This is a genomic window from Rhizobium sp. PL01 (assembly GCF_033447125.1).
Lineage (GTDB): Bacteria > Pseudomonadota > Alphaproteobacteria > Rhizobiales > Rhizobiaceae > Pararhizobium.
Genome location: NZ_JAWQUM010000013.1, coordinates 168,661 through 188,923, shown reverse-complemented (window position 1 = coordinate 188,923; position 20,263 = coordinate 168,661). Strand labels below are relative to the sequence as shown.

The window sequence follows — 20,263 nt, the reverse complement described above, 5'->3', positions numbered from 1 at the left end:
CCTTACGGGTCTGAACGTGCGTAGGTGGGTGTTATTGCCCGCTGCGCCGCTGCCATCTCCTATTCGGATTACACCATGAAACCTATATTTCTGGTGGTTGCCTTGCCGCTTATCGCAAGCGGTTGCGCTTCCACGTTGCTTCCTGAAGTCATTGCTTCGGGCGACCTTGCCGACCTCCCGGTCGACGTTCGCCCCGTTCATTACCAAAGCCCCGTTACGGGCTACACGCACCGCGCCCCGGTCAATCCCAAACCGTGGCGAAACCAGAACGACGCGCAGGCTCCAGACGGAGGCGCGTCATGAACGTTACGAAACTCAAGCTCGCGGCGACTGTGGCGCTCCCACTCATTCTCGGTGGATGCGTCTCGGCGGCGGAGTATTCCCAGAAGAACTCCGGATTCTCGTCCGTATCCAACAAAACCGCAGAAGCGACCGGAAAAGACACGGTCTGGATTCAGAACCGCCACGATGCCCAGGCCGTCTCGGGTCGGGTGAAGACGTTGCTGGCGAAGAAAAACGTCGACGTTGAGACAGCGGTGCAGATCGCCCTCCTCAATAACAAGGGCCTCCAGGCAGCCTATGCCGATCTCGGTGACTCTGCTGCGGATGCATGGCAGTCGACTATGCTCGTGAACCCCACAGTCGAAGTCGGATTGATCGGAATCGGCACACCCGGGCTTGAAGCATTCAAGACCGTCGAAGGCGTGATCGCCACCAACATCCTGGCCCTCGCCACGCATAAACGGAACGTGGGCATTGCCGAGACCGAGTTCCGCAAGGCCCAGCTCAATGCGGCCCTGCAAACCTTGCAACTCGCCGCTGATACCCGGCGGGCGTGGCTCAGTGCCGTTGCCTCTTGGGAAACAGTCGCCCAGCTCAACCAAGCGCAGGCGGCGGCAGACGCAGCTTCGGACCTTGCGCAAAAACTCGGCGAAACGGGTGCGCTGACCAAGGGCGGCCAGGCCCGTGAGCACGTGTTCTATGCCGAATTGGCAGGTCAGACCGCCAAGGCCCGGCTTGAAGCTCGCCTCGCGAAAGAAGAGCTGACACGGCTCATGGGACTTTGGGGATCGGACACCGACTACCAGATTCCCAATCGCCTGGCGCAGCTCCCGAAGGGTCTGATCAAACGAGACCTGATCGAGGCGGAAGCCCTGCAACGTCGCGTTGACCTGCAGATGGCCAAGCTCGATCTCGACGCCACGGCCAAGTCCTACAACCTCACCGAAGCAACGCGGTACGTGACCGATCTCGAAATCCTGACGGGGTTCGAGACAGAACGGGAACTGGAGGACGGGGAGAAGAAAGTCGACACGACCGGCAACGTCGCGCTGGAGTTCGTCATTCCGATCTTCGATTCCGGCAAGGCCCGAATGCGGAAAGGCGAGCTGGCCTACATGCGTGCCGCGAACCTGCTGGCGGAAAAGGCAGTGAACGTCCGCTCGGAGGCGCGGTCCGCTTACCAGGCCTATCGCTCGAACTACGATATCGCCCGACACTACCGCAACAGCGTCGTACCGTTGCGGACCAAGATCGAGGAAGAATCCCTCCTCACCTACAACGGCATGATCACCAACACGTTTGAACTGCTCGCCGACAGCCGGGAGAAGGTCAACTCGATCCTCCTGGCCGTCAACGCAAAACGCGATTTCTGGTTGGCCGAAGCCAATCTCGTGCCTGCCATTTATGGCGGCGGCGCGGGCGCAGCCGGTGGCGAAACGGAAGTCGCAGCGGCTGCCGAAAGCGGCGGCGGCGGTCACTAGGAAAGGACACGGACATGTTCAATAGAAGACAGATAATCGGCGCAAGCGCCGCTTTGGTATCGACCGCCGCCTGGGCAAAGACCTCCAATATGGGTCTGCCTGAGGCTGCGATCATGGAAACCGCCGAAACGCAGACGCCTGTACGCCCCTCCTCAGGACCGGATTACACGCCGGTCGTGACACTTAACGGGTGGACGCTACCCCATCGCATGAACAACGGCGTCAAGGAATTCCACCTTGTCGCCGAACCTGTCGAGCGCGAGATGGCGGAAGGCATGACCGCCCATCTCTGGGGTTACAACGGCCAGTCGCCGGGTCCGACCATCGAGGCGGTTGAAGGCGACCGAGTTCGCATCTTCGTGACCAACAAGCTGCCGGAACATACCACCATCCACTGGCACGGCATGATCCTGCCGTCGGGCATGGATGGGGTCGGCGGCCTGTCGCAACCGCACATCCCCGTCGGCAAGACCTTCGTCTACGAGTTCGACCTCGTGAAATCGGGCACCTTCATGTACCACCCGCATTCCGACGAGATGGTCCAAATGGCAATGGGCATGATGGGGATGTTCATCATCCATCCGAAGGACGAGAAGTTCATGCCGGTGGACCGGGATTTCGTGTTCCTGCTCAGCGCCTATGACATCGATCCCGGCACTTACGTTCCGCGCATCATGGAGATGACGGACTTCAACCTCTGGGCCTGGAACAGCCGCATCTTCCCAGACATCAGCCCGCTTGTGGTCTCCAAGGATGACAGGGTCAGGGTCCGGGTGGGCAATCTGACCATGACGAACCATCCGATCCACATGCACGGGTACGACTTCGAGGTCACTTGCACGGACGGGGGCTGGGTACGGCCGGAGGCTCGCTGGCCGGAGGTCAGCATCGACATCCCGGTCGGCGCGATGCGGGCCTACGAGTTCGATGCCAAATACGTCGGTGACTGGGCAATCCATTGCCACAAGTCGCACCATACGATGAACGCCATGGGACATGACATCCCGACCTTCATCGGTGTCGACAAGAAAGAAGTCGCGGAAAAGATCAGGAAACTACGTCCCGAATACATGCCGATGGGAACCGCTGGCATGGCCGACATGGGCGAGATGGAAATGGAAATTCCGGAGAACACCGTTCCGATGATGACCGGATGGGGTCCGCACGGTCCCATCGAAATGGGGGGCATGTTCTCCGTCGTCAAGGTCCGCGAGGGGATTGCGGCCGACGATTACACCGATCCCGGCTGGTACGAAAACCCACCCGGTACGCAGGCCTGGGAGTGGACGGGTGAGCTTCCCGACACAACCAAGGCGAAAGACGCAAAGACGCAGATCACCCCGAAACCCATGAAGCACGGTTGATCGTGAACTCTATCCCATCAAACAATCAAAGGACTGAATCATGAAGACTGCAATTCTCGCACTGTTCCTCGCGGCGCTCGCGTCTCCGGCCCTTGCCTCCGGTTCACACGCTGGTGGACACGGTGAAGCCATGGCTGTCGGCGAGCCCGGCAAGAAGGCGCAAGCCACCCAGACCATCCGCGTTTCCATGAAGGAGACGGACGACGGCAAGATGATCTTCACGCCGAACACCTTCAAGGTCCGCAAGGGTCAGACCATCGTCTTCTCCATCAAGAACGCGGGCGAGTTGGACCACGAGTTCGTCCTCGACCAGGAAGACAAGATCATGGAGCACAAGGCCGTGATGGAGAAGTTCCCGGAGATGGAACACGACGACCCTAACGCGATCCGTTTGGCCGCTGGAAAGTCCGGCGAGATCATCTGGAAGTTCACCAATGACGGCACGTTCAAGATCGCCTGCCTCGTTCCCGGTCACTACGACGCCGGGATGCATGGCGACGTGACCGTCGCCAAGAAGTGAGCCAACCCAAGGAGATAAGACAATGAGATCAGTTTTCACACTTGCAGCCACCGCCATGGTCGCAATCGCCCTCGCCTCCGGCGCTTTCGCGGCGGAATTCACCAAGGGCACCGTCAAGAAAGTCGACGCCAAGGCAAAGAAGGTCACCCTCATTCATGAGGAACTGAAGTCTTTGGAAATGCCTGCCATGACCATGGTGTTTCGCGTCAAGGACGATGCAATGCTTGAGAAGCTCAAGGAAGGCGCGAGCATCGAGTTCGTCGCCGAGCGCGTCGAGGGCAAGCTGACCGTCACGGAAATCAAGTAACGCGATCGGGCCGAGCCTTCCAAACGCTCGGCCCGCCCAACCTCATCCTCCGGATCGACAGCTGTCGATCGTGCCGACCTGGATTAATGAATCAAAAAACATCGCCCTTCAGCAACAGTGCGTCGACGCGGGAAATACGATCGGCCTCGCTGCGATTCGTCGTTCTTGCAATCCTGTTCGCCAACCTGGTGTTCGGCGACGACCTCGCCAGTTTTACGACCCATGTCATCGTGAGTCTGGTTTATTTGGTCGTGGGCATCGCATCCGTCGCGGCGGCTGTCTATTTCCCGAAACAGAAGCACCTCGGCACTACGTTCGTGATGCTCGATGCAGCACTCGTCGTGGTCGTTCTCTATGAACACATTCTGGCTAGTCCGATCACGGAAGACCACAATCTTACGACATCGAGCCTGGTCGTATCCTTCATCCTCCTGAACCACGTAGCCCTGAAGCTCGACCGGAGGCTGATCGTCTTGTTTTCGGCGATAGTGGTGTCGGCATGGGTACTGATGCTTGCCGTGATGGCGCTTCGTCACCACTCCAGTATCCCAGGGACAATGCTCTCTAACTTCTTCAATCAGGACCTCGGTCTGACGCTGAGTTTCGCTTTCACCGCGCTGGCCGTGTATCTGTTGGCTCGCGATCACGACCGCACCATGAGGCAGGCTTTGAGGATCGAGGAGAAGCGAATGAACCTGTCGCGCTTCTTCTCGCCGAGGGTAGTCGCCGATCTTCAAACCGCCAGCGCCACGCTAGACCTCGAGCGGCGGGACGCGGCGATCATGTTTGTAGACATCCGTGACTTCACGTCATATGCGGAAACTGCTTCCGCAGCCGAGCTTGCCCGCGTCCTCGGCGGGTATCGGCACATCGTCGCCGGCACTGTGTTCGCCTATGGCGGGACTGTGGACAAGTTCATCGGCGATGGCGTGATGGCGGTGTTCGGGCAACCGAGGCCGAAGGCGGACGATGCGCAGCGATCATTGGCGTGTGCGTTGGCTTTGACCGCGGCACTCGACGACTGGCGCAACGACAACATCGGCAAGGGTGGCCCCCGTTTGGATGTGGGGATCGGCTTGCACTATGGCACGGTTCTCGGCGGCGTTCTTGAAAGCGGCTTCCATGACGAGTTCACCGTGATCGGAGACGCCGTTAACGTCGCCCAACGCCTCGAGTCGCTGGCGAGTCTCTTGAAATCGCCACTCGTGGTTTCGGAGCGCATGATCGAAGAAGTCCCGAATATGTTTGGGGCCGATGAATGGGTGTACAGAAAGGGCGTCAATATCACCGGTAGGAAAGCGTCGCTCAACATCGCCTACATTCGTCGCGCTGCCGGTCTCGCATCGACTGCCGCCTATGAAACCGGGGATATACAGACCGATTTCCAGAGGTCTTCTTTCCAGTCGCTTCCGGCGACACCATTGGTTGGAACGTAAACCGCGCCACCAATGAAGACCTTGCCTGGGCCATCGCATTTCACACGGACGTCGTGGCTTCCCCGGTCGATGTACCTGACCGATCCCGCGCTATCGAATTCGGTCAGGCCGACGGTCACATCGAAGTCGTAGTCTCGGACAAGCGATGTCTGCAGCGATGTCACAGTTAGATTGACGGTAACGTCGTCCTGGAAATGCGAAACGTGAAATGGCGGCCGTTCTGCGGCCTGTGCCGCAAACACGGATGAGATAACTGCGGCAGGAAATAGGAAGATCGCACGGCTCCACATTGACCCCTCCCAAGGCAAGCGAAGAAAACAGTATAACACCAATCAAACGAGGCGACGTTATTTATAACAGATGTGCGAGCGGCGGTCGAAGATTTGCTATGCGCCGCAATTGGTCCGTCAGTTTGGATGTGACGAACGTCCACAGCTAGCCCGTGGTTGATTTCAACAATCGCGTGCCTCGGTACTCACCGCCAAAATCATTAAAGGTCAGGTCGGTGTTGTGCTTGCCAACGATTAATCTTGCCATCCAGTCGCCAAATTGGAGGATCCGCGACCGAAAACAAAGCAAACCAGATGCTCGACGAGCCCCTGTTTGTAGTCAGCACCAATGAATCCGGCATGTCATACTACCAGAACCGGGGCAAAGCCGCCGCCCGGCGTCCTGAAATTGGTAGTCTGGCCCTGGTAAAGCCGAGCGGCCGAGAGCAGCATCTTGCCATCGTAAGTATAGAGCCGCACGTCCATCTTGCGCGAAGCGGGTGCTCCATCGATCTCGATCATGCGGTGCCCGGGTGCGGCAAAGGCTTGAGCCACGTAGCCACCCCGGGCGATCTCGGCCCACACCCCTTTCGTCACCTTGTCGCCGCGGTAGACGGCCTTGCTGCCATGGCCCGAGAATGGCTTGAAGAACATGTCCTTTCGAGACCGCCAAAGAAAGTCCGCATTGTCGGGCGTGACCAGAACGGTCTGCGGAACACCGGCAAGACGCAAGCGCATATCTGCAGACAGGCCAACGGCTTCCAGCGCGGCCGGATCGGACAACAGTGTCAGATTGCGCTTGGCCGCAAGAAGCGCATAGTTATACGGACTGGGCGTAACCACCACCGAGCCGTCCCGATACGCCGCTCTGAGTGCTGCATGCTGCGGGCGGTCCAGCGCAAAATCGACCAGGCGATTATAGACGAGGTCGATCTCTTGGCCGGCGAGCCGGAGCCTGCCGCCATCATAGTGCAGTTCGCTCGCGTCGCCAATCACGGCGTCGATACCGTGCTTCAGCAACAATTGTCTGGCAAGCACGAATTCAGGATAGAGATATTGCTCCTCAGGCCGATCATCGACGATAGCGATTCTTCGTGGCGAACCGGCGCCGCGCTGGCGGCGCCATTCGTCACCGAACATGGCAACAACCCTGGTTTCGAAATCATCGTCGCTGGCGACTAGCAGCCCCTGTTCGAGTTCCGCGCAGCAGGCCTTCTGAGCTTTGGCCAGCAGCGCATTGAGGAACGCACCGCCGGCATTGGTGTTCACTTCGATCAGCTTGGGACCATCATTATCGAGATGGAAATCGTAGCCCATTAGCGCGCCAGCGGGGCCAAAATCCTGTTGCGCGATTTCGGGGGCCCAGGAGAGGACGGTGTCGCGGTAGCCCGGCAATTTTGTCGCTGCCTCAATGGCCTCCACAATCCCACCCATCTCTGCTATGGCGGACCTGGAGAGGAAGACCGGGACATTGGAAAACAGATGCGACCGGGACTTGATGAAAGCTTCATAGAAGCCGGTTTCGGCGGCCTCGTGATCCAGCGCCGCCCCAAGTGCGGCGCGGTCGAGGGTAATGCAGAAGCAATTCCGGTTAAACCGTTCTGTCGCGGAATGGCTGGCCTCTGCCAGACCGGGATCGTTGACGTTCATGTCTCGTCCTCGCCTGCTGTTGGCCATTCTCCTGAAGAGGAGCGGTGGCAACTTGTCGCATTAACTGCTTGCTGTCGAGACTCCGTGTCATCCAGCCGCGCGATGATACTCGTGAACTATTCCGAGCTTTACCGTTCAGAATGTCAAAACAGACATCCAATCAGGGCTCCAAACATCGCTTGGCTACTTACGTCGCTCCACGTGTTCTGACTTTGATTTGGATCAAAGTGGTTATCGTGATATGCCTTATACTATAAAAATGGAACACACGCTGACCCAACTCCGCGTCTTGCTCGCCGCGATCGTCCTGATCGCAGGCAGCCTGATGGTCAGCAGTTCACCTGGTCTTTCCGGACAAGCTTCCGGTATCGCTGTCAAATTCGGTGTTGCCTGTGACAGTACAGCGCACCCCGCCAGCGGTTCACACCAAGTGACAAACCGGGTTGCGGCAACGAACCAGGACAGCCAGCAAAACGGTTGCAGGCACGACTGCAGCATGAATTGCATGCCCTCGGCCGGATCAAGTTGTTGCGCTACGGCCGTTTCCCCAGCCAGGGGATGCAAGACTCTCGATCGGGAGGCAATCGCCGCATACGGCATCGTGGATGCCGAGCTCTTGGCAGCAGGCATCGATCCCGAGGCTCTTCTACGACCTCCACAAACTCCCTCCACAAACTTCGGCTGAAGGTGCGGTATCGCGGTTCTCGGATCCGTTTGGCTGACAGAACCAGTAGACTCGTCATTCCACCAATGACCCGCGAAGCGGCGCCTGGTTCGGCGAAGCGAGTTGCTCGCACACCGATCACCGGATGGGCGAACGGCCCGAATTACGGGCCAAATAAGGGGAGAAGTCCCAATGAATAAGCTTATTACACTGTCCGTCGGCATCGCAATGGGCATTACGCTCGCTCTTCTGAGCGTGTTGTGTGCTCTGACTTTCGCGCTTTGGCCGAACACTACACTCGATTTCTTCAGCGCGTTCACCCACGGGCTGGGTCATGGCGCGATCAAATCAACTGCGCCGATGAGCGCTGGTCGTGTTCTCGACGGCATTGTCGGCCTTGGACTCGTCGGCTTGATCGCGGGTGTGGTGTACGCCTCGATCTACAATGCCGTCGCCAGCGGGCGCCGATATTCCCAAGCAGCCGCCGGGAAGCAGCGCCCGCCAAGTTGAGGATCGCTTATGATACCTGCAGGCAATTCATGGACGTTTTCGTCGGTATTTTTCGCCGTGGCTGGCGTGATAGTCGCCAGGCCCCCGCGCACGAATCTCTATCAATTCTCCAGTGGAAGGAGCCCAATCTATGGACCCGCATACACAACATCCGGCTGATCACCCGGCCGGGCATGAGCCGGAGCGCGAACTTGAGCCAAGGCCGCGTGGGTTTTTGACTTCGAAGGCGGGGCTGGTCACGATTGCGTTCCTGCTGATCGCCGCCTTTTTCCTTCTCTCTGAGCACCGGGTGCATGCCCTCGGTGTCCTTCCCTTCCTGCTGCTGTTGGCCTGTCCTCTGCTGCACATGTTCATGCATGGTGGCCACAGGGGGCACGGCGGTCACGGAGGGCATAGCCAGCAAAAGGATACCGAGCCGAGCGCGCAAAACGGTTCGACACGCGGAAAGGGAGCATGACCATGGTCGAGCAATCTCAAGCCTATGGCCTCTGGGGCCTGGTCATCGTCAATTCGGCGGTTTTCATCGTGTTCGCCTTCAGCTTCTTCAAGCCGCGAACAGGCCGTGACTGGCGCTCCTTCGGTGCGTTCAGCGCCTTCTTGGTGGCGCTGTTCGCGGAGATGTATGGTTTTCCGCTGACGATCTATCTGCTTTCAGGTTGGCTGCAATCGCGGTTCCCCGGCATCGACTGGTTGTCGCATGATGCTGGTCATCTCCTGGAGATGATGTTCGGATGGCGGCTGAACCCGCATTTCGGCCCGTTCCACATTGCTAGTTTCATCCTGATTGGTGGCGGATTCGTGCTGATCTCGGCCGCATGGCGAATTCTCTACGAAGCACAGCGTCAAGGCCGCCTCGCGACTGGCGGCCCGTACCACTATGTCCGCCACCCGCAATATGTCGGCTTCGTTCTGGTCATGCTGGGCTTCCTGGTCCAGTGGCCGACATTGCTGACCCTTGCGATGTTCCCGATCCTGGTAGCGATGTATGTGCGGCTTTCCTTCGTGGAAGAGCACGAGGCAAGAAAGGAGTACGGCGAAGCATACGGCCGCTACGCCGCCCGGGTGCCAGCCTTCTTCCCGCATTTGAATAGGCTGTTCGGTGCTTCCGACAGACCCAGCACACATTGATCACCCTCACTGCGGCATCCTTGGCAAGGATGCCGCAGTGAGGGCACCTCTGCCAGGTCGAATGTTGGCCTTGTTGTCCTAAATGAAACCCTGAGTTCCGAGATTTCAGGAGCTCGAAACTGAAGGAGGCGATGATGAAGCGCCGAGATTTCCTTAAAAGCGCATTTACTGGCGCCGCAGTTCTTGCGGCGCCAGCGTTCTCGCTAAGGCCGACCTTCGCTGGTCAGTCGGGCGACCAAATGCGGCTTGGTATTATCCGCCGCACGATCGAGGTGAACGGCAAGGCTGCCAGCGTCTTCGGCCTCCAACGGGCCGACGGCACCCCGGGCCTCCGGTTGCGGGCGGGGGATGCCTTCAATGTCCTGCTCCGCAACGAGACTGCCGAGTCAACGATCATGCATTGGCACGGGCTGACGCCGCCCTGGGCGAGCGACGGCGTGCCGGACGCGCCGCTCCCGCTCATCGCCGCCGGAGCCGAACGTGGCTATAACTTTCCGGTCGGCAAGCCGGGCACCCATTGGATGCATGCCCACACCCTGCAGGAGCAGACCCTCCTTGCCGCCCCGCTGATCGTCGCCGATTCCAACGATGATGAAAGGGACGAGCAGGAGATTGTCATTCTCCTTCACGACTTCTCGTTCTCACCGCCGGAAGAACTGCTGGCAGCGTTGCAGGGCAAAAATATCGACGCCGCGATCCCGATGGACCATAGCGGGATGGGCATGGCGGGGGCGGAAACGGATGCGATGGCCGGGATGAACCACGGCGGTCAAGCCATGGCAATGGACATCAACGACATCGAATACGACGCCTATCTGGCGAATGATCGCACGCTGGACGATCCCGAGGTCGTCTCCATGGAGGCTGGCGGCCGCGCGCGGGTGCGTATCATCAACGGCGCGACCGCGACGGCGTTTACGATCGATTTCGGCGAACTCGAAGGCGAACTGATCGCTGTCGATGGTCAGGAGATAGAGCCGGTCAAAGGCCGTCGATTTCCGATGACGATGGGACAGCGCATCGACGTCCGGCTGCAACTGCCGAGCGAACCCCGCTCCTTCCCGATCCTGGCGCTGCGCGAGGGGAGCAGGGAAAGGACCGGAATCATCCTGCGCCCGGCCGGTTCGGCGGTGGCCAAGATCGCGACGGCGGGAGATGACGACGGCCCGGTCCTCGATTTGCTGCTTGAGGCGAAACTACGCGCCGTTGCGTCACTGCCATCCCGACCGGCGGACAAGACGTTCGACATGGCGTTAACTGGCGACATGGCCGCCTACCGCTGGGGGTTGAAGACGAATGAACCGATCCTGGTGGATGTGGGCGACCGCGTGGAAGTGACGCTGCGCAGCACCAGCATGATGGCGCATCCAATGCACCTGCACGGCCATCATTTCCAGGTAGTCGCGATCGATGGCCAGCGCTTCGCAGGAGCGATGAGAGATACCGTTCTGCTTCCTCCGATGCGCTCTGTGACGATCGCCGTCGATGCCGAAAATCCCGGCCAGTGGGCCTTCCACTGCCATCACCTCTACCACATGGCGACAGGGATGATGTCGACCTTCGGCTATCAGGCTTAGGATAATTGCAGTCGCCGTCATGTCCTGCGGCATAACGGATCCGCGGCGCGCTGCGCGGGAACCAAAGGAGACGAACGTGAAAAAGACAACGCTGGAAGTACGTGACCTATTTGGAATACTGGATTTCGCGGCGGTCGAAAAGCGTCTCGCCGCCTTACCGGGTGTGGCCAGCGTTGCCATGAACGCTGGCTCAACAAGCGCAACCATCGAATTCGACGAAGCGCGGACGAACACTGAGAGTCTGGCCCGCGAAATCGAGATTTGCGGGTTTCACTGCAGGGGCGAGACTGTGCCACGGCATCTCTGCTTGCCCGGCAGCACAACGGTTCCCCCCGGGCATCCGCGCGCGCCCTCAGGACACATGCACGGCCACGCGGAGCCCGCCGCCGCGATCCACGCGGCACCAGGCAAAGGGGAGGGAACGGCCGCAGCCGAGGTGCCCCGTGACGCTATCGCCCATGAGATGGGACACGGCGCCGGAATGGACATGCAGGACATGGTCAGTGACATGCGCAATCGCTTCTGGATCGCGGTCGCCTTCAGCTTGCCGATCTTCTTTTTCTCGCCGATGGGCATGGACTTCATTCAAGTCACACCACCATTCGGCCTGCGGCTCGACCTCGTCCTGTTCGTGCTGGCGAGCGGGGCAATCCTTTATCCGGTCTGGCCTTTCGTGGTCGCGGCTTACCGCTCACTTCGCAACGGTGTCGCTAATATGGCGGTGCTGGTTGTCCTCAGCGTGGGCGCTGGATACCTGTTCAGTGTCGGGTCGACCTTCATTTACGGCGGAGACCAGTTCTATGAAGCCTCGGCGATTCTGCTGGTCTTTATCCTTCTCGGCCATTGGCTTGAAATGCGCGCCAGGGCAGGCGCGTCTGCGGCGATCCGCGCGCTGATGAATCTGGCGCCTGCGACAGCAAATGTGTTTCGCGACGGTAAGGAGTTGGAAGTGCCGACGGCACAGATCGTGTCCGGCGACACGGTTGTGATCCGGCCGGGTAATAAAATCCCGGTCGACGGCACGGTGTTGGAAGGGGCATCGGCGGTCGACCAGTCAATGCTCACAGGCGAATCGATGCCGGTGGAAAAGAAAGTCGGCGATACGGTAATTGGAGCGACGATCAACAAGAGCGGCACGTTCCGTTATCAGGCGACAAAAGTCGGAGCGGATACGGCGCTCGCCCAGATTGTCAAGCTGGTCCAGGAAGCGCAGAATTCGAAGGCGCCGGCGCAGTTGCTGGCAGATCGCGCTGCGCAATGGCTGGTCCTGGCAGCGGTTGTCGTGGGTCTGCTCACTTTCGCCGTTTGGTATTGGTGGATCGGCGAGACCCTTCTATTCGCTATCAGCCTCATGATTACAGTTTTCGTGATCGCCTGCCCAGACGCGCTCGGGCTGGCCACCCCGATGGCAATCATGGTCGGCACAGGACTTGGCGCCGTGAACGGCATCCTGTTCAAGAACGCGTCGGCACTGGAGGACGCGACCAAGTTGAATGTCATCATTTTCGACAAGACCGGCACGCTGACGATGGGCAAGCCCGAAGTCGTGGACTTGGTGACGGCTGCGGGCGCTACGGAGGCTCAGTTGTTGTCCGCCGCAGCCGCCGTGGAAGCCGGATCGGATCATCCGTTGGCACAGGCAATCCTGCGCCGTGCGGCCGATGAGAAGGCCCCTAAGGCGACAGGTTTCAAGAATATCGAGGGCAAGGGCGCGCAGGCCGAGATCGACGGCAAGACAGCCTTCCTCGGCAACAAACTCCTGATGAGCGAGAACAAGATCGATCTCGGCGAACTTGGGGTCAGATCGACAGAAATGCAGGGCGCTGGACGGACGGTCGTACATCTCGCGGTCGATGGCAAGCTCATTGGCTTGATTGGCATCGCCGATGCGGTGCGACCATCGGCGATAGAAGCGGTCAAGGCGCTGCGGGGACGCGGCGTAGAGGTGTTTATGCTGACTGGCGACAACCAGGGCACCGCCGAGCGCATCGCCAAAAGCCTTGGGATCGACAGCGTGTTCGCCGACGTGCTGCCGGGCGATAAAGCAAGCAAGGTCAAGGAGCTTCAGGCTCAAGGCAAGAAGGTCGGCATGGTCGGCGACGGCGTCAACGACGCTCCCGCGTTGACGCAGGCCGATGTCGGCTTCGCCATAGGCGCTGGCACCGATGTCGCGATCGAGAGTGCCGATATCGTGCTGATGAAAAGCGACCCGTTCGATGTGGTCGGCGCCATCGAGCTGTCCCGTGCGACGTTGAGAAAGATGCATCAGAACCTTTACTGGGCAGTTGGGTACAACATTGTTGCTTTCCCGCTGGCAGCAGGCGTGCTCTTTCCGTTTTTGCTTAGCCCGACCATCGCAGCCGTGGCAATGTCCGGCAGTTCGGCTGTCGTGGCGATCAACGCCCTGATGTTAAAGCGGACCAGGTTAACGGGTCTCAAGGTTCGAGGCGATTACGAACCTGCTCCAGCGCTCAAACACGCGACGGCGACATCATGATCGGTCGTGTCTTATCTACAGGCATACCCCTGAGCACGATGGCTGTGTTGATGCTGTCAGTATTCACGGTGTCGATCGGCTATGGCGTTATATTGCCACTGCTGCCGTTTCTGATCGAGCGTCTGCTCGGCGCGAGTGGCGATGCTGCAGAGATTTCCCGCGCAACCGGCCTGCTCACCGGCCTGTACATGCTCTCGCTCTTTGTGTTTGCGCCGGTATGGGGACGCCTGTCTGACCGTTATGGACGCCGCATCATCCTTTTGATTGGACTCGTCGGCTTTAGCATCACAATGTTGATCTTCGCGTTCATCGAGAACTTGGTCGCCGTCTACGCCGAACGCTTCCTAAGTGGAATGTTTTCCGCAGCGGTCACCCCGGTTGCACTGGCCGTTATCGGGGATATTGCGGCGACCGAGGATGTGCGGGCGCGCCGCCTCACCTTCGTCAGCCTGGCGGGAATCAGTGGGTTTCTGCTCGGACCGATGCTGGGTGTGGGGGTTACGAGGGCCGCAGGCAGCTTGCTCCCTTTCTTCAGCGCGGACGGGGCATTAACCCTACCTCTCGCGGCAACAGCGATACTGGCGCTTCTCGTGGCATTTGCCACGGCAATAACAGTTCCAGGAACCAGACCGCGCGATGCCGCCGCCAAGCGTGGCCAACCTGCGTCCGAGACGCTGCCCCGCCTCATGCCCCGCCTGCTATTGCTGGCCTTCATCGTTGCGGCCGGGATCGGCGTATTCGAGGTCGGACTAGCGCTCCGCGGCAAACAGGAGTTGGGGCTGACCCAGTATCAGATCGCCATGATGTTCACTCTATGCAGCGTGGTAATGTTCGTGGTTCAAGCCATCGTATTCTCGCCTTTGATCAAGGCCGAGACGACGCGGTGGTTCATCGCTCCGGCGCTTAGCGTGCTGGCGGCCGGATTGTTCCTTGTTCCTCGTGCTTCCGACTTCACGCTGATGCTCGTGGTGATCGGCGCAGTGGCGGCCAGCGCCGGAATCCTATCGCCGATCCTGACGTATTGGATTTCGAACAGGGCCGGCGAGGCACAGGGCGCGCAACTGGGCAAGCAAACGGCTGCGGCGAGCCTCGGCGCGGCACTCGGTTCGGTCGCCGGTGGTCTTTTATTCGATGTGACTTGGCTCCCCGATGCCCCTTTCCTGCTCATGACTGTCCTCACCCTAGCAGGCATTCTCCTGAGCCTCAGCCTGCCGAAGTTGCTCGTTCGGTGTATCCATACGCTGAAGGCCGCGGAACTGCCGCGCGCGCGAATGTACGGGTTGATGTATGGTAAGGCTGTCGTTAGGCGATAGGCTGGACCTGCGCCTTTTCAGGCTCGCGGAGCCTTTTCCATTGCCACGGCAGCAGCTCATGCAGACGAGAGGCAGGGTGCTCGGCGATGCGGTCCAGCACGTCGGCGAGCCAAGCCTTTGGATCGATGTCGTTGAGGCGGCATGTTGTGATGAAGGTGAGCATGACGGCGGCACGATCTGCCCCACGCTGGGAACCGGCGAAGGTCCAGTTCCGACGACCAAGTGCTATGCCTCTCAGGGCTCGCTCGGCGGCATTGTTCGTGAGACAAATTCGGCCATCGTCAAGGAAACGGGCAAAACCATCCCATCGCTTCAGCATATAGTCGATGGGCCCGATCACCTCGGAGGATTTACTGAGCGTCGCACGCTCCCGTTTTAGCCACTCGTGCATGTCATCGAACAGCGGCTTGCTCTTCTCTTGCCTGACAGCCATTCGTTTTTCAGCACTCAGTCCGTTGATCTGGCGCTCGATCTCGAACAGCGCGTCGTAGCGTTGAACGGCCTCCAGGGCGATCGGCGAGATGGGCTTGCCCTTCCGCTTTCGGTCACGAGCACTCTTCTGGATATCGGCCAGCTCAAAGAATTTGCGTCGTGCATGCGCATGGCAAAAGGCAAAGGTGATGGGCACCGCTTTCGTTTCGGCAACACTGAGTGGCTCGAAGCCATTGTAGCAATCACTCTGCAGAATGCCACTATAGCTTGCCAGGTGCTTTTGCGGATGCTCGCCGCGCCGGTCACTTGAAGCGTAATATATTGCGGCTGGTGCTGCCTTGCCCCCGAAGGGCCGATCATCACATACATAGGTCCATATGCGCCCGGTCGTGCATTTGTCTTTGGCCTGGACGGGAATAGTCGTGTCGTCGCCATGAAGGCGCTCAGCCGCAAAGACATGAGATTCGATCAGATCAAAGACCGGCATAAGGGCCGCCGCCCCAAATCCAACCTGATCGGCTAGCGTCGAGGTCGAAAGCTCGATGCCCTCGGATTTGAACCGGGTGCTCTGGCGGTTGAGAGGGCTATGCATGCCGAACTTGTCGAAGAGGATTGTCGCCAGCAGATGAGGGCCGATAAAGCCGCGCGGCGTGGCATGGAACGGCGCTGGCGGCTGGCTAATCGCCTCGCAGTCACGGCAGGTAAACTTCTCCCGCACGGTCTCAATCACGATAAACCGACGCGGGATTTCTTCCAGCGTCTCGTTGACGTCCTCGCCCAGCTTCGACAGACGCTCCCCGCCGCAACATGCGCAGGTGGTCGGAGGATCGATGATCCGGCGCTCGCGCTCGACATTCTCCGGCCAGGGCTTTCGCACCGGCCGTTTGCGCGTGAACGAACGCACGTTAGAAGCCTTGGCGGCAGCCACTTGAGCTGCAACCTCATCCTCTGTTGCCGCCATCACCAGCTCTTCGAGCTGCAACTCCATCTGGTCGATCAGGCGCGCCGTGCGCTCGGATCGCTGGCCGCGCAGCTCGCGCCTCAGCTTCTCGATCGCCAGTTCCAGGCGGACGATCAGCGCCTCACTGTCCGACAGCATGGCTTGCGCAATGGCGGCGTGTGCCACCGCCGTATTGCGCTCAGCTGCAACGAGATCGCGCTCGGCCTGCAGCATCTCACGCTCGGAAAGCAGCGCCTGATAGGCGCTAGCAAGGTCCGCAGGAAGATCGATGCGCTTCGAACTCATAAAGCTATTCGATCATATTCCTTCAACATTTTCAATGGAATAATGCTATCCGACCCGCGTTGGACGATAGGTTTCCTGCGGATTGCGCCAGTCGATCCCGGACAACAAATAGGACAATTGCGCCGGTGAGATTGCGACTGCACCGCCCTCCACATTCGGCCAGATGAACCGACCCTTTTCCAGTCGACGGGTAAAAAGGCATGCCCCCAGGCCATCATGCCAGATGATCTTCAAGATATCAGATCGGCGGCCGCGAAAGACGAACAGATGTCCTGACAAAGGGTCATGCTTCAGAACCTCCTGTACTCGAAGTGCCAGAGAGGGAAAGCCGCAGCGCATGTCCGTATATCCCGTCGAAAGCCAGACCTTGACCGCAGTCCCCATCGGAAACGGGTTCACCGTAACGTCTCCAGTCCCCGCATGATCCGGATCAGAGCCTCCACGTCGACATCGCGGTCCACGATCACACGGTGGCCATTTGCGCTGACAACCTCAATCCGGCTTGTCTGCGGAAACGCTCCTGCTGCAGGCCCTATCTCTGGAACAAGCAGTGCCGGGATAAAACCCACGTCAGCCGAAGCTTCCAACTGCCACGCTCGTGCCAGCCGTCGCCATTCATATAATTGCGAACGTGAAATTCCATGTCGCCGCGCCGTCGTCGCACACAAGCCAGGTTCCAGATAGCTCTCGGCGACAATCTGCAGTTTCTTCTCTTTGCTAAACCGCCGCCGCCGGCCGTTATCGATAATCTCAAGCCGTTCCATTCCGCACTGTCCCTATTGACGTCAATACGGACAGTCAGTGCCAAATCTCATGATTTCTACAAGACGGCCTTGCCCGGACGGATACCGTTCGGTCGCCGCACACCGGAGCCGTCGATGATGGCACGATTGGGAAGCTCGCCTCTCCAGCCCCCAAAAAGACGGGAAGTTAGTAAGGCAGCGCGCGGCGGCCCCGCACTTGAACTGATGAACATTAGCGAGTTTTCTTGGTTGCCGAAAGCGACTGATCACGAAGTCCGCGTTGCGATCAAACAGGCGCGTCGGTGGCATACGAAGTTTCCTAATGCAGGAGCCACCATAGAAGCACTGATGGAGTTCCGTCTTCGGAAGAAGCTAAATGACCGCTGCAAGTAAGAGCCAACATTTCCACATTTTAGTTGGAGGGAGAACACAATGACCAAGAAAAGATGACACGTCTCATCCTGAGCGTCACGCTGTACCATGAACGGGTAGCATCAGTTCCTGACCAGGATGATTTAGCCAGCCGCCGTCGAATCCCGCCATGCACAGTCCAGTGCGGATATAAGGGCAAGCGCGCATTAGCCGCCACAACAGGCCACTGCGTTCGTTCTCGATCATGAGCACGATAGGGCCTTCATTCAAACCGAAGTGCCAAGACGAAACCCAATAGCCAAAGGTACTGTCGGGGGTCCCTGGGTGCGTAGGATTGAAAGCTGCTTTGAAGCCATATGCGTTGGACGCCTTTAGTTTGGCTTGGTGAATGCAGAAGCTTATCGCTGGCCGGACAATCTCCGGCGCAAACGGCAAAGAAGCGACGACTGACCACGGTGCGAGTGTGCCGTCATCAGGGCCGTACGGGACGCCACGCGCGACATAGTCTTCAAAGCGACGCTCGATACCGTTGAGCTTGAGTGAAGACGGGCCGGGGCCTTCGCTGGCAGTGATACCCCAACAATGTTCCCCATATCCCGCAAAGCCGAGTGGATTTTCAATGGCGTAGCGCTGCTGAACGAAGGTCGCGCGCCGACTGTTCTCGAAATAGTCGCTTGACTTTCCGCGCATGAATGAATCCCGAATGCCTCTAAAATCGATCCACACGTGCGAAAGCTGGTGGATGAACAATGGCCCCGCGTAAAGATACTCGTAGCCGTAGCAGCGCTCCCAACGGAAGGTAGCCGTCCAGGCCTTGTAGCTGCTTGGCGGGAGGGGATAAGTAGGCGAGCCTAGCCCAAGGACATAGAGTAAAAGTGCCTCGTCATAGCCTTCCCATCGGTGCTTAATAAATCCGCTCTCGGGCGTCCAGCCGTGTGTGACGGTTTCTCCTCCGTCCTGCGCCCACCGCCAATCGGTTCTGCTGTAAAGAGCATTCGCTAAGAGGCGTATCTCGGTTTCAGCATCGGTATTTGCGTCGAAAAAGGCTGCGGCGGCCAAAGCACCAGCTAACAGAAAGGTACTGTCAATGGTCGATACCTCACATCCCCATGCTCGCCGGCCCGATTGCATATCAAGAAAATGATAGTAGAAGCCATGATATCCAGTGGCGTCCGGTTCCTGTCCTTGTGCACTGTTCCAGAAAAAGCGTAGCGTAGCCAAGGTGCGTTCAATGCCGGCGCTCCGCGTCATGAACCCGCGCTTGATGCCAACAGGATAGCAGGCGAGCGCAAGACCGGTAGCAGCAATGCTTGCGGGCCAGTTCGCTTCAGTTTTGTCACGAATAAGACCATTTGTTGGATTCGCCTCATTGACGAAGTAATCGAATGTCTCTCGCTGCAACGTTTCTAGATCGTCGTACATCTCAGAGATGTTCACGATGTCACCTTCGGTTGGGTTTCGCCCTGTGGTGCTCCGTTTTCCAATGCGTCCTACACGCGATCAGAGAGTGTCAGGTGGTCGTACACACCATTGACACCCCTCACACCCTCAGCAACTACGCGCGGAAGGTCCCGTTCACTCTCTGAATTAACCACTCCCCATAAATGGACCATGCCGTCGGTAACCGTAATGGTCAGGTTGACGCCCGTTACGTCTGAGTTCTCTTTTAACCTTGTAAGAATGCTACGACGGATCGCATAGTCGCCTGGAGCCGTGTCGTCGAGCTTAGCCGTAATAAGAGCATTTAAGAGGTCAGCACGGCTAACGATGCCCACCAGATTATCTCCCCTCATCACTGGTACTCGCTTGATGTCGCGCTCCTCCATCAACGCCGCGATTTGAGTGAGCGAGGCTCCCTCGTCAACCTGAACCAGATTTGCGGTCATCACATCTGCCACTTTCCAGCTGTGACTTTTCACATAACTACGTGCCCTCTCCCCGTTGGTACCGAGGTGCTGATCATCCGGCGAAAGTGCGGGGAGACCGAGTTCCGATCGACGTAAGAAGTCGCCCTCGGTCACAATGCCAACCAAGCGTCCTTGATCATCAAGTACGGGTAAGCCGCTGATGTGGTGGTCCAGCATAATTTGCGCCGCATGGCTGACGCTGTGGTCCGGCGAAACGGTTACCACATCCACCGTCATAACATCCCTCGCTATCATCTGTCTTGATCCCATATGTTCAGTTGGAGTGCGACGTTGGGAGGATCCTACCACCTCCCGCCTCTGGCGTTGCACGAAATCCCGCAGTGGGACATCAAGCTGGGTGCGATCGGTCGCTTTTTACACTGACCGAACCGCATGATGATTTCGCGGCCGAGCCGACCTCGTTAAACGTCTCAGAAACAGCATGGCGCGTAGTATTGAACACTTATCCGCCTGCGCTATGAGATAGGCACGATCTTCAACGATCCGATGTTCTCGCCCCTCTTTCCGGCCTGCGGCCAGCCAGCCCAAAGCCTTCGGCGTCTGG

The 20,263-nt window shown here is 58.8% G+C and carries 18 protein-coding genes; 12 read left to right on the top strand and 6 right to left on the bottom strand.

The genetic code is table 11. From position 1 onward, the window contains the following. Positions 1 to 75 precede the first annotated feature (75 nt). From R6X40_RS26605 to R6X40_RS26580, 6 genes are all read left to right on the top strand, one after another. Positions 76 to 303: a hypothetical protein gene (locus R6X40_RS26605; RefSeq protein ID WP_318417605.1), complete on the top strand. Its 228-nt coding sequence runs from the start codon at positions 76 to 78 to the stop codon at positions 301 to 303. Continuing rightward, complete coding sequence (locus R6X40_RS26600) at positions 300 to 1,763, top strand: TolC family protein (RefSeq protein ID WP_318417603.1); 1,464 nt, start codon at positions 300 to 302, stop codon at positions 1,761 to 1,763. The genes R6X40_RS26605 and R6X40_RS26600 overlap by 4 nt, the downstream gene beginning before the upstream one ends. Positions 1,764 to 1,777: 14 nt before the next feature. Next, a complete protein-coding gene (locus tag R6X40_RS26595; protein ID WP_318417601.1) occupies positions 1,778 to 3,127 on the top strand; it encodes a copper oxidase in 1,350 nt (449 codons plus the stop codon). Positions 3,128 to 3,167: 40 nt separating this feature from the next. Then, positions 3,168 to 3,647, top strand: coding sequence for a plastocyanin/azurin family copper-binding protein (locus R6X40_RS26590; RefSeq protein ID WP_318417599.1), 480 nt, complete (start codon positions 3,168 to 3,170; stop codon positions 3,645 to 3,647). Positions 3,648 to 3,669: 22 nt separating this feature from the next. Then, positions 3,670 to 3,954: a copper-binding protein gene (locus R6X40_RS26585; protein WP_062583458.1), complete on the top strand. Its 285-nt coding sequence runs from the start codon at positions 3,670 to 3,672 to the stop codon at positions 3,952 to 3,954. 86 nt (positions 3,955 to 4,040) lie between these two features. Beyond that, entirely contained in the window at positions 4,041 to 5,390 is a 1,350-nt protein-coding gene (locus tag R6X40_RS26580) for an adenylate/guanylate cyclase domain-containing protein (RefSeq protein ID WP_318417596.1), read from the top strand. 632 nt (positions 5,391 to 6,022) lie between these two features. On the opposite strand, the gene R6X40_RS26575 is transcribed toward R6X40_RS26580, so the two are convergent. Continuing rightward, positions 6,023 to 7,309: a hypothetical protein gene (locus R6X40_RS26575; RefSeq protein ID WP_318417595.1), complete on the bottom strand. Its 1,287-nt coding sequence runs from the start codon at positions 7,307 to 7,309 to the stop codon at positions 6,023 to 6,025. Positions 7,310 to 8,165: 856 nt separating this feature from the next. On the opposite strand from R6X40_RS26575, the gene R6X40_RS26570 reads away from it, so the two are divergent. The 6 genes from R6X40_RS26570 (at position 8,166) to R6X40_RS26545 (ending at position 14,998) form a co-directional block, all read left to right on the top strand. Further along, complete coding sequence (locus tag R6X40_RS26570) at positions 8,166 to 8,483, top strand: DUF5676 family membrane protein (RefSeq protein WP_318417593.1); 318 nt, start codon at positions 8,166 to 8,168, stop codon at positions 8,481 to 8,483. Between the two features lie 130 nt (positions 8,484 to 8,613). Further along, positions 8,614 to 8,940, top strand: a complete 327-nt coding sequence (locus R6X40_RS26565) for a DUF2933 domain-containing protein (RefSeq protein WP_318417592.1) — start codon at positions 8,614 to 8,616, stop codon at positions 8,938 to 8,940. Positions 8,941 to 8,942: 2 nt separating this feature from the next. Further along, complete coding sequence (locus tag R6X40_RS26560) at positions 8,943 to 9,611, top strand: isoprenylcysteine carboxylmethyltransferase family protein (protein ID WP_318417657.1); 669 nt, start codon at positions 8,943 to 8,945, stop codon at positions 9,609 to 9,611. Positions 9,612 to 9,745: 134 nt separating this feature from the next. Beyond that, positions 9,746 to 11,188: a multicopper oxidase family protein gene (locus tag R6X40_RS26555; RefSeq protein ID WP_318417656.1), complete on the top strand. Its 1,443-nt coding sequence runs from the start codon at positions 9,746 to 9,748 to the stop codon at positions 11,186 to 11,188. A 76-nt stretch (positions 11,189 to 11,264) separates the two neighbouring features. Then, the gene (locus tag R6X40_RS26550) at positions 11,265 to 13,685 is read left to right on the top strand and encodes a heavy metal translocating P-type ATPase (protein WP_318417590.1); all 2,421 of its coding nucleotides are present in this window, start codon (positions 11,265 to 11,267) and stop codon (positions 13,683 to 13,685) included. Further along, positions 13,682 to 14,998 carry an MFS transporter gene (locus R6X40_RS26545; RefSeq protein ID WP_318417588.1) on the top strand — a complete coding sequence of 439 codons (1,317 nt, stop codon included), beginning with the start codon at positions 13,682 to 13,684 and terminating at the stop codon, positions 14,996 to 14,998. Before R6X40_RS26550 ends, R6X40_RS26545 begins: the two co-directional genes overlap by 4 nt. On the opposite strand, the gene tnpC is transcribed toward R6X40_RS26545, so the two are convergent. The 5 genes from tnpC to R6X40_RS26520 all read right to left on the bottom strand — a co-directional run bounded on the left by tnpC (position 14,988) and on the right by R6X40_RS26520 (position 19,953). Then, positions 14,988 to 16,676, bottom strand: coding sequence for an IS66 family transposase (tnpC, locus tag R6X40_RS26540; RefSeq protein ID WP_318417587.1), 1,689 nt, complete (start codon positions 16,674 to 16,676; stop codon positions 14,988 to 14,990). The genes R6X40_RS26545 and tnpC overlap by 11 nt on opposite strands. 45 nt (positions 16,677 to 16,721) lie before the next feature. Next, a complete protein-coding gene (tnpB, locus tag R6X40_RS26535; RefSeq protein ID WP_318417585.1) occupies positions 16,722 to 17,075 on the bottom strand; it encodes an IS66 family insertion sequence element accessory protein TnpB in 354 nt (117 codons plus the stop codon). Further along, the gene (gene tnpA, locus R6X40_RS26530) at positions 17,072 to 17,440 is read right to left on the bottom strand and encodes an IS66-like element accessory protein TnpA (protein WP_318417584.1); all 369 of its coding nucleotides are present in this window, start codon (positions 17,438 to 17,440) and stop codon (positions 17,072 to 17,074) included. Before tnpA ends, tnpB begins: the two co-directional genes overlap by 4 nt. A gap of 447 nt (positions 17,441 to 17,887) precedes the next feature. Next, entirely contained in the window at positions 17,888 to 19,213 is a 1,326-nt protein-coding gene (locus tag R6X40_RS26525; RefSeq protein ID WP_318417654.1) for a glucoamylase family protein, read from the bottom strand. Between the two features lie 68 nt (positions 19,214 to 19,281). Further along, positions 19,282 to 19,953, bottom strand: a complete 672-nt coding sequence (locus R6X40_RS26520) for a CBS domain-containing protein (protein WP_318417583.1) — start codon at positions 19,951 to 19,953, stop codon at positions 19,282 to 19,284. Positions 19,954 to 20,263: the final 310 nt, after the last annotated feature.